This window comes from Ensifer sp. 22521, assembly GCF_052044795.1.
Taxonomy (GTDB): Bacteria; Pseudomonadota; Alphaproteobacteria; order Rhizobiales; family Rhizobiaceae; genus Ensifer.
The window spans coordinates 42824-52763 of the sequence record NZ_JBQENM010000008.1 but is presented as its reverse complement, the minus strand read 5'-3'; the positions used below and the strand labels follow the sequence as shown (position 1 = coordinate 52763).

The following is a 9940-nucleotide window of genomic DNA, read 5'->3' as shown; positions in this document are numbered from 1 at the left end:
GCTCGTCACCGGCCGCAGCTGGATGGGCACCGCCTTCGGCGGCGCGCGCGGCCGCACCGACGTGCCGAAGATTGTCGACTGGTACATGGAAGGCAAGATCGAGATCGACCCGATGATCACCCACACGATGCCGCTCGAAGACATCAACAAGGGCTTCGAGCTGATGCATTCCGGCGAAAGCATCCGCAGCGTGGTGGTATACTGAGCGCGAGTTCAATATCGCTTTCAGACGGCAATGCATTGATCGCACGCGAGATTGACGGTGTTTGAGATCGGCCGGGCATCTCGCACCGGCTATGAAGGAGGAGAAGCCTATGCCGAGCATTGCAATACATCCATCGGTCGACAGCGGGTTCAAGGCGACGGACGCGGCCTTTTCAGGCGGTACGCTCGTCTGCAACTGCACGAACAATCCGGTGAAGGTCCGTGTCAAGGGTGACATCGCTCACAACCACGCCTGCGGCTGCACCAAATGCTGGAAGCCCGACGGAGCTGTCTTCTCAGTCGTCGCCGTGGCACCGACCGCCAACGTCGAGGTGCTCGAAAATGGCGACAAGCTCGCCGTCGTGGACCCCGCCGCGCTTATTCTGCGCCACGCCTGCAAGGACTGCGGCGTGCACATGTACGGCCCTGTCGAGCGCGACCACGCCTTCACGGGGCTTTCCTTCGTTCATCCTGAACGCTTCCAGGAAACGGGCTGGGCAAAGCCGGGCTTTGCCGCCTTCGTCTCTTCCATCATCGAGAGTGGCTATGACCCTGCTGGAATGGACGGCATGCGCGCCCGGTTACGCGAACTGGACATCGAGCCTTACGACTGCCTCAATCCCGTTCTGATGGATGTCATCGCCACCTGGACCGCGAAGAAGAGTGGTGCGCTCAAGTCAACCTGAACGCTCTGCCGCAAGCATCTCAACATCTTCCGACATCCATTAGCAGGTCGCATCGTATGGATTGCCTAAAGCCCGAGTTCAAGGCCAAAATTCGCAAAATTGTCGGTGACGGAAACTTCAAGGACGGAGACGCCATCTCGACGATCGACCACGGAGTCGCGCCAGAAAATCTGGGGGCACGCGCCGTCGTGTTCCCCAGTACAACCGACGAGGTTGCGGCGGTCGTCAAATGTTGCCGCGCCAACGGGGTTCCGCTCGTCACCCACGGCGGGCGAACCGGGCTCGTCGGCGGCGCCATATCCAGGCCGGGCGAACTGGTGCTTTCGACCGCACGTCTCGATCGAATTCTACATATTTCACCAGTCGAGCGCGTTGCCGTAGTAGAGGCCGGCGTGACATTGCAGGCGCTGCAAGGGGCGGCTGCCGAACATCGACTTGAAACAGGGATTGATTTGCCGTCGCGCGGGTCGGCAACCCTCGGAGGCATGGCGTCGACGAATGCCGGGGGCATTGCAGCCTTTCGGTTCGGGGTCATGCGGCACCGCATTCTCGGACTGGAGGTGGTGCTCGCAGATGGCTCGGTCTACTCTGACCTGACACGGGTGGTGAAAAACGCCGCTGGCTATGATCTGAAACATCTCTTTGTCGGAGCCGAAGGCACGCTCGGCGTCATCACGCGCATTGCCGTGAAGCTTGAACCCCTGCCTCTGGCGACCGCCACGGTCCTCTTCGGCCTGCCGTCAGTGGATGCAGCGCTTGGCACGGTCCGCTGGGGGTTAAACGCGCGGTACGGTCATCTCCGCGCCGCGGAAGCAATCTGGAACGCCTATTTCCGCCTGACATCAGGCCATCATCGCTGGTCCGCCACGGACTACGATGCCGGCCACCCCGTCAATCTCCTGGTCTCGCTAAGCGGCGCCGAAGAGGACGAACTGCTCTCGGAACTCGGGCGTATCTACGAAGGCGTTATCGAGGAACACCCCGACGCGTCGGCCGTGATTGCCTCCTCTGTCGCGCAGGAGGCCGATTTGTGGAGGTTGCGCGAAGACACAGACCTTATCTACCGGAAGCACCCGGGCGCGCCATCCTACGACGTCTCAGTTCCCCTTTCGGAAGTCGAAACCTACCTAGATCACAGTGTTGCCGGCCTTAAGGCGATTGATGCCTCGTTTGATCCGTATGTCTTTGGCCATCTTGCCGACGGCAACCTCCACATCGTCCTCAACGCGGCGGCTAGCGAAGTGTCAGGTGACAAGGCAAGAGCTGTCGAAGAGGTTCTCTACCGGGACATTTTTTCGATCGGAGGATCGTTCTCCGCCGAGCATGGGATCGGTCTCAAAAGAGTGGGCTCGCTGTCGGCCATGTCCAACCCGGTGAAGATGGCTCTGATGCATCGGGTCAAGGATGCGCTTGACGCAGCAGCGCTTCTTAATCCCGGAAAGGTGCTTGGCGCAGGCTAAGGTTTGGCTAGGTGCGCCGGGACGGGCGCCACCGAACCAATCTAAATGGCCCGATTGCCATCAAGGGCTCACTCTTGTCGACAGCTCGTGGCGCGTCGCTTCCGCTTGCTGCCTGAGCCACTTGCGCAGCCGAGCAAACCCGTCCAGCCGGGTTGAGGTTTTGGGCGCAATGAGACTGTAGCCCATGCCGACGGCAAGCTGCGCCGGATGGGCCTGCACCAGCAATCCATCGTCGACAGCGGCACCGACAAGCGCGAGGTCGGCGAGTGCAAGCCCCTAGCCTTGCTGAGCGGCCGTAACGGCAAGATCCAGCGTGTCAAATACCAGATGTCGCGCACCCAAGAGGGACATCTGCGTTTGCGCGGCCCAGCGCTCCCAGGTCTCGTAGTTACGGTCCATGTGCAGAAGCACAAGGCCTTCGAAACTCTTCCTGTCTTTGAAGTCGTCGACCAGCCCGGGCCGGCAAACCGGCGTCAACTGCTCTTCCCACAAACGGTCCTCCGTAAGGCCGGGCCAGGGGCCTACGCCATATTCTATCATCCCGTGGATCCCCTCCATTTCGAAGTCGGGCCTTCGAGCCCAGGCCGTATCGATATCAACGCGCACATGCGCATGCTCACGATAGAACTCCGGAAGGCGCGGCATCAGCCAACGGATGGCGGGCGACGGATGGACGCGCAGTGTGACGGTCTGCGGCGGCTGCGTTACGGCCTGATCCGCCTCGATCAACAAGGCGACCAGTTGCTCGATATAAGGCAGCAGCCGTTGCCCGGCATCCGTCAAGACAACACGCCGTGTGCTGCGCAGGAAAAGCGTGCTGCGAAAGTGATTTTCCAATTGCAGGATCTGCCGGCTGATCGAACTCTGGCTGATGTGAAGGATCTCGGAGGCCTGACTGAAGGATGAAGTTCGCGCCACCGCCAGGAATGCCTGCAAGCCGCCAAGAGGGGGAAATCGCCTGTCGTGATCGTTGGCGCGGGAATCATGGGTTGCGCCGCTGCCTATTATCTCGCGGCAGGGTATCAAGGCCGTCGTTCTCGACAAGTCGCGCATCGCCGGGCAGCAATCGACCCGCGCCTGGGGTTTCGTGCGCCAGCAGGGGCGCGATCCATCGGAGATGCCGCTTGCGATCGCCAGCAACCGCTTGTGGCTGGGCCTGGAAGAAGAACTTCAGACGGATCTGGGTTGGAGGCAGGGAGGCTGTCTCTACGTCGGGAACGATGCCAGGCAAATGGCGCACTACGAAGCCTGCCTAAAAACGTCCAGACAGTACGGCGTGGATACGCGTCTTCTGTCGCCCGATGAGGTGCGCGCCCTGTTGCCCGGCTTCAATGCAAAACAAGTCACCAAGCGACGGCCAGGCCGAGCCTCGTTTGGCCGCGCCGGCCTTTGCCCGCAGAGCTGCCGAGCTCGGGGCACGGTTTATCGAAGGGTGCGGCCTGACCGGTATAGAGGTGGCCGGTGGCAAGATCGCCGCGGCGCGAACCGAGCAGGGGGAAATCCGAAGCGATTACATCATGTGCACCGCAGGTGCCGCGAGCTGGCGCGTGTTGCGTTCGCTCGGCATCGCTCTGCCGCAGCATCAGGTGCGCGGGACAGTTGCTCGGACCTCTTCGGGGCCGGCGGTCAGCGCTGTCGCCTGTATCGGCGGGGGCATCGGCTGGCGCCAGCGCAGCGACGGAAGCTTCAACCTGGCCAACGACGCCCGCGTGGACGTCGATGTCACCGCAGGCCACCTGCGTGCGCTCGAGTGGTACATAGGTCCGCTGCTGCAGCACTACCGGTCGTTCAATTTCAAGCTGAACGGAGCATTCATCGACGATATCAGGCAACGCTTGCCGACGTCGGAAACGCGAAGGAATGGCAATCTTATCGGTGTTCGTGACGCACTGCTTCCGGCCAACGATGCCGACATCCGCGTTTGTCTTGCCCGTCTGATGAAGGCCCTGCCCTCTCAGGCGAACGTACAGATCGTGGAGCGGTGGGCTGGCGGCATAGATGTCCTGCCGGACGGTATCCCGGTGCTAGACGCCCCAACGACGCCGAACGGTCTGATGATCGCAACCGGGTTGCGGTCACGGTTTTGCGCTGGGTCCGATCGTCGGGAAGACCTTGGCGAACTCGCTTGCCACTGGCAAACCGGGGATGAACCTGCACGACCTGCGCCTGTCGCGTTATGCCGAGCGCGATGTCAAACCACCGCATTCGCTTTTCTGAGAAGCCGGCATACCAGCTCCATCAATGGCGTTTCGTGCACCTCGCATATGGGTAAATCAACACCTGGGTCGAGCCAAAAAGAGAGAGGTCATCGACAGAGAAGTTTCAGGCTAATTGCATGAAGGAGTTCAGCGCCTTCACCGCGCGTGTACTCAGCGTTTACCCCGCGCTCGTCCTGTCATCGTGGCGGTATAAGCGGCGGCACCTTTCTGCCAGGTGCCGCCACATTGCCGGTCGGGCGTGCTGTCCGATCGAGCCAACATCTAGACGAGCGACCAGCGTACCGCTCTCTAAAGCGGTGCGGCTTTGAAAAGATTGCCTTTGCGAAAGCGCTCATCATCCGGGCCCGTGGGTCCATCTCTGCGAGCATCCAGGATGCGACTGGGGCGGTTGGGGCTTTGCGAGCGGCAAAGGGCCGTCTCGAGTGTAGTTATTCCCATCGCGAAGACGCTTGATGGCTATCGGAATTTGTACTCAAGATCCGCGTGCCGTGCGAATGCGACCTCAAGAAGTAATACGACACAAATGCCCTCTTCGATCGGGTCGGCGACTAGTGCATGCCGGGCCTTCTCCCCCAGATCGCACGTGCCAACGGCTGCATGAAGACCGAGAAGTACCCGACCTAGGTCTGATGCGCTCCGGCAAAGGTCCTATCTACGTTGCCGAATCCGATTGGCGCTGCCATTCCTAGTTGAGCGTCAACCGCACCTTTGGCGCTAATGACCCCAGAGCGCGCCCCAGCCCCAAGCGACGTAGCGCTCTGGGGTCAGCCTGCGACTGGATCAGTCTCGGAGCCTAAGAGAACCTCTTCATTTTCGACCCCGTGATCGGCCCGGCGCGGTAGGTAATGCCTTTTGAATTACAAATAGCTAAGTTGAGGTAGGAAGCTGCTGGGGGGAGTACCCATTCGCTGTAGGGCTCAAGTCCTAGGTGGCCCGCCAATGGTCTGAGGCCAATTGCGACAGAAACCGATCGCTGCATATTCTGTTTTCAACCAAGGCGTTACCGCCTCAGCGCCACGGTCACATAGCTCGGCTGGGGCTCAAAAAGAACAATGAGGCCGCTCGGGGAAACTACGATGCAGGTAGACTTACCGAAAATTACCCCTCCCACCCGCCAAACTAGATACGAGCACAGCAGTGATGAATGCCAAGAAGCTCTCAAACAGGCATTCGGCGTGTTCGCCGCTTATTGTACGGCGGCGGGCTGGTCCGACGATGAGGTCGCCGTCGCATTGATCCAGATCGCTGACGAGCACCTTTGCTCTCTTGCCATTTTGGCTGACTTCTCCGTCGTTGCCCCAAACCTTACTAGCGGTCCGAAAGCAGAAGGAACCTCAGCATGAGCACTGCGGCCCAGTTGCACCTGATGAACGAAGAAGAAATTCCTGCATTCGTGGCAGACGTGATCGAGGCTGGGTGCCACGTCAACGCTGTGGGGCACAATATGTACGTCATTTGCGACGACGAGGAGCAAGAGGTTGTGATCGAAGAGCTCAACCGCATCTGCCAGAAGTACGGCGACCGAGACTCAATCCGCCGGGAGATTGTAAATTACCTATGGTCGATCGGCTGATACGTAGAGATCGCCTCTGAAGGCACGGGGGCACTAGGGGCTGCCTAGCGAATATTGACGCCTCGCCCCAGCGATGTACGCTGCCCGTCATGTCCCTCACCACCGCCTTCATCTCTGAGCTTGTCTGGGCAGCCAACCAGGTCGAACATCTGACCCACTTCGAAAAGCGCCGACTGCTGGAGCGCGCGGTCGTCACGATCCGAGAAATGCGCAAACAAGTTGGCATCCCTGAAAGCAAGACCGAAGCGGATCCGGTGATTGACCTGCAAACTGCTTCGGTGGGGATCGAAAGGCGGACGCACGACCAAGTAATGGCCGCGCTCCTCGACGCGGCCGATATGATCCGGATTTTGCGGATTATTCTGGATGAGAAGGAGTGAAATTCATCCCCGCAGATCGGTCACCCCCAAGAACTATTATCGGCGATATGCCACGGTTGATTGACGTCATAGTTGGTCTGCGCCGCCGCTAGAGCACACTAATTAGTAGTCTGTTAACCAAATTTGTGGTTGAGTAAAGGCATCGACTCGCCCATGACGGGCGGAAATCCCTAATCGACGGCTCTATAATGTCCAGCATTCATACGAACGCGGCAGCGATGTCTGCCGTCCAAATTTTAAGAAACACCGCTGCAACACTTGCTTCCACCCAGGATGAAGTGAGTTCCGGCCTCCGGATCCAAACCGCGGCCGACAACGCCGCATATTGGTCGATTGCCACGACAATGCGTTCCGATCACAAGGCTATCTCAGCCGTTGCCGATGCACTCGGCCTGGGAGCCGCAAAGGTAGGCGTCGCCTATGAGGGAACCGACTCCATCGTCGAAATCTTGACTGCGTTCAAGGCAAGACTAGTCGCTGCAGCGGAACCGGGCGTTGACAAAGCTAAGATCCAGAAGGAACTCGACCAACTCAACGCTCAAGCCGAGAGCGTCATTGCCTCGTCCAGCTTCAACGGAGTGAACTGGCTGCGTACGGACGCCGCGACCCATCTCATGCAAACCGCCGAACTGACCACGTCCTTGGTCTCGTCTTTCGTCAGGGCAGCGGATGGATCCATCGAATTGAACACCACGGACCTAAATCTCAAACTGACGAGCATGCTCAATGCGGGAGGCGGCGGCATCCTGCAGAAGGAAATTGGCGGCGTGGGTGACATTGGCGGCTTCCGGCGGACGGGGATCAACTCGGTTGCCCATCAGGGTCACGAGAACCATGCCTTCACGGGACCGGCGACCTTCGGATCGATGGACTATATCGAGTTTGACCTTACAGTCGATGCGGGCACACATTCCGCCGGCGTGGGTTTCACCGGCTTGCGGATCGATAAGACGGTTATCGACATCGCGCTCGGCACGACCGATGGTAAAATTAATACTGCGTCCCAAATGCGTGCTGTCCTGCAGCGGGTCTTTCAGGACAACGCGGTTCCCGCAACCGCATATGAAACGTTGTTCAGTGGATCATCCACATCAAGTCAATTCGAGATCGGGTCGCTTGAGACCTCCGGGGAACCAGGGTCTAGCATCGATATTTCAAACGTGGTGTCCGACTTCAACGGCGTTCACCCCGCAGGCTTTGCTTTGGGTCTGGAGAACGCACCAATAAGCAACCACGACGATATGTATCCCCAGGCGAGTATCGGTTTTACCAAACCGTTTACGGTCTCGCCCACCGCTGCGATCTACTTTGACGTCCAAGTCGGCCCTGGCGCATTGCAGACCTACACCATAGACCGCACAACGGTGGATGCCGCGCTTGGCACAACTGACGGCACGGTCGGTAACGCGGCCGACCTAGCGACGGTGATAGAATTCGCTTCCGCGGGCAGCGGCTTGGCGGTGACTGCAGCCGGTACCACACTCACCTTCTCAGCCGATCAGGCTATCTACCCGGAGGCGGGCAATCGCGCTGCAAGAGTTACCGTCGAAAACGTACGCTCGACGCCGCGCTGGACGCTCGACTTCGACTTGGTCGAGGTTGATGTGACGGGCACGGACTTTACTGTCGACGAGTACATCGAAGGTATCGAATACATGCTGAAGGGCGCGATTTCGAGTGCGAGCCTGCTCGGCTCCCTGCAAATGCGCATCGACCTGCAATCCGACTTCACCAGCGCTCTGATGGAGAGCATCGATAAAGGCATCGGGCGCCTTGTCGACGCTGACATGAACGAAGCATCGGCGCGCCTGAAAGCTACTCAAGCACAGGAGCAATTGGCGATACAGTCGCTGCAGATAGCCAACTCAAGCGCCGCCAACGTGCTGTCGCTGTTTCGATAGGGGCGGGTTTAGCCTCAAGCTGCGGAACGACTTTCCAAACCGAGCGTTATTCGACCGGGCTCCGCTCCCTTCCCCCCGGAGCCCGTTACACCGCACACTCTTGGCCCCGTCGTCGCCTTTCGGGGCCATTCTTTTTGGCGCTTCCTGCCTGGGAACCTTTCCGCCGTATGTGCGTTTTTGGCGTGTCGTGGTCTCGACACCCCCGCTCGCGATCATGGCAGGCTTCACCAAATCCCCGGAGTGAAGTCCGAAAGGTAGCCTCTGGCCTCGTCACCCCGGCGGGGCCATTTCTTTTCATGGTCGGAACCTTTCGAGGCGATGCGCGTTCATTGCATGCCTACGATCCACCACCCCCGGATCGAGACTGAGGCTCCGTCCACTATGCCCAGAATGGAGCCCATTGGCACTACTCCGTGCCCGGGCCCCGCTCTTCCCGGACGGGGCCGTTTCATTTTCCGCATGGGAACCATTTTTGAGGGACTGTGGTTTGAGGACCCGCGATGACCCTCCCCAAAAGGATCCAGCCGGGCTTCATGGGGTAATCCCTTTTCCCCGCGTCGGAGCCCATCAATGCCCATGATGCAAGCCTCGTTGGCCCCGACGCCCCGTCGGGGCCATTCGTCTGGCCCCCCGATATCCGGTGCGCACTTTTGTCCCTGTCGAAACCGATGTGGACACGGCTTCGTGACGTCGTCCTGCCGCACTACAGTCTCGATTGGGTGCGCGTCATCCAACCCGCTTCCTTCAGCCTGAGTGTTGCATGAAGTCGCGCGGCTCGCTTCGCCCTTTGCGCGGGCCGTTGACAGCGCCTACCGCAAGCGGATGGCGCCGGGCGAACAACGCTGGTCCGCCGTGTCTGCGGCCGGCATTAGCCAGACCGTTTCACCGTTTTCGAAGCGCAGGCATGCTGCGCGTTAACCGCTCATCCCGCGCAAGCCTCTTCGATCACCCGCTCTATATCGCGAGGGTCATATGGTTTTTGCAGAGTCGGCGTGTCGCGGAACTCATCTGAAAGGCCCTCTATTCCGTATCCGGTGGCGAACACGAAAGGTATTTTGCGGCAGCGCAAGATCCGGGCGGCAGGAAAAGAGGTTTCTCCCCCGAGGTTGATGTCGAGAAACGCAAAATCAATATCCGCTCGAACGGCGAAGCGGCTCGCATCCTCGAGCCGTGCGATACACGCCACCACACAATGCCCCATGTCTGTGAGGAGGTCTTCGAGGCTCATCGCAAGGAGAACTTCATCCTCGATGATCAGTATCCGCTTCGACTCCGCTCTGGCCACTTTGTCCTCCCAGGAACGAACTCTTCGCCAGCGGATATTGGTGCGATGATGGTGCACTCAACGCCGGAGGACGGGTATCCAACACGGACCTCACCTCGAAGTTCCGACACCAGTGCCCGTTCAATCAGGCGCGAGCCAAAACCCTTGCGCGTTGGCCCGACAACCGGGGGCCACCACTTTCTCGCTTACCAAAAAAGCTGCGAGCGGACTCCAAAGATCGCGCTCAGATTCA

The 9940-nt window shown here is 59.5% G+C and carries 9 protein-coding genes and 2 pseudogenes; 9 read left to right on the top strand and 2 right to left on the bottom strand.

From position 1 onward, the window contains the following. The 3 genes and pseudogenes from ACTJKE_RS13510 to ACTJKE_RS13500 form a co-directional block, all read left to right on the top strand. Positions 1-205, top strand: a pseudogene (locus ACTJKE_RS13510) (S-(hydroxymethyl)glutathione dehydrogenase); the annotation flags it as partial. Positions 206-314: 109 nt separating this feature from the next. Further along, the gene (gene gfa / locus ACTJKE_RS13505) at positions 315-890 is read left to right on the top strand and encodes an S-(hydroxymethyl)glutathione synthase (RefSeq protein WP_058328658.1); all 576 of its coding nucleotides are present in this window, start codon (positions 315-317) and stop codon (positions 888-890) included. 56 nt (positions 891-946) lie between these two features. Continuing rightward, complete coding sequence (locus ACTJKE_RS13500) at positions 947-2350, top strand: FAD-binding oxidoreductase (protein ID WP_058328657.1); 1404 nt, start codon at positions 947-949, stop codon at positions 2348-2350. Positions 2351-2626: 276 nt separating this feature from the next. Here the strand turns inward: ACTJKE_RS13500 and ACTJKE_RS13495 are convergent, their stop codons facing one another. After that, the gene (locus tag ACTJKE_RS13495; protein ID WP_440639277.1) at positions 2627-3490 is read right to left on the bottom strand and encodes a LysR family transcriptional regulator; all 864 of its coding nucleotides are present in this window, start codon (positions 3488-3490) and stop codon (positions 2627-2629) included. Between ACTJKE_RS13495 and ACTJKE_RS13490 the strand changes: the two are divergent. The 6 genes and pseudogenes from ACTJKE_RS13490 to ACTJKE_RS13465 all read left to right on the top strand — a co-directional run. After that, positions 3372-3620: pseudogene (locus ACTJKE_RS13490) on the top strand (FAD-dependent oxidoreductase); the annotation flags it as partial. The gene ACTJKE_RS13495 and the pseudogene ACTJKE_RS13490 sit on opposite strands and share 119 nt — an antisense overlap. Positions 3621-3681: 61 nt before the next feature. Next, complete coding sequence (locus tag ACTJKE_RS13485) at positions 3682-4689, top strand: NAD(P)/FAD-dependent oxidoreductase (protein ID WP_197423501.1); 1008 nt, start codon at positions 3682-3684, stop codon at positions 4687-4689. Between the two features lie 956 nt (positions 4690-5645). Then, positions 5646-5912, top strand: a complete 267-nt coding sequence (locus tag ACTJKE_RS13480; RefSeq protein ID WP_245296201.1) for a hypothetical protein — start codon at positions 5646-5648, stop codon at positions 5910-5912. After that, complete coding sequence (locus tag ACTJKE_RS13475; RefSeq protein ID WP_058328653.1) at positions 5909-6142, top strand: hypothetical protein; 234 nt, start codon at positions 5909-5911, stop codon at positions 6140-6142. The genes ACTJKE_RS13480 and ACTJKE_RS13475 overlap by 4 nt, the downstream gene beginning before the upstream one ends. A gap of 89 nt (positions 6143-6231) precedes the next feature. Beyond that, positions 6232-6522: a hypothetical protein gene (locus ACTJKE_RS13470; RefSeq protein ID WP_058328652.1), complete on the top strand. Its 291-nt coding sequence runs from the start codon at positions 6232-6234 to the stop codon at positions 6520-6522. A gap of 188 nt (positions 6523-6710) precedes the next feature. After that, entirely contained in the window at positions 6711-8423 is a 1713-nt protein-coding gene (locus ACTJKE_RS13465) for a flagellin N-terminal helical domain-containing protein (RefSeq protein WP_440691920.1), read from the top strand. A 922-nt stretch (positions 8424-9345) separates the two neighbouring features. On the opposite strand, the gene ACTJKE_RS13460 is transcribed toward ACTJKE_RS13465, so the two are convergent. Beyond that, positions 9346-9708, bottom strand: coding sequence for a response regulator (locus tag ACTJKE_RS13460; RefSeq protein ID WP_058328650.1), 363 nt, complete (start codon positions 9706-9708; stop codon positions 9346-9348). Positions 9709-9940 lie beyond the last annotated feature (232 nt).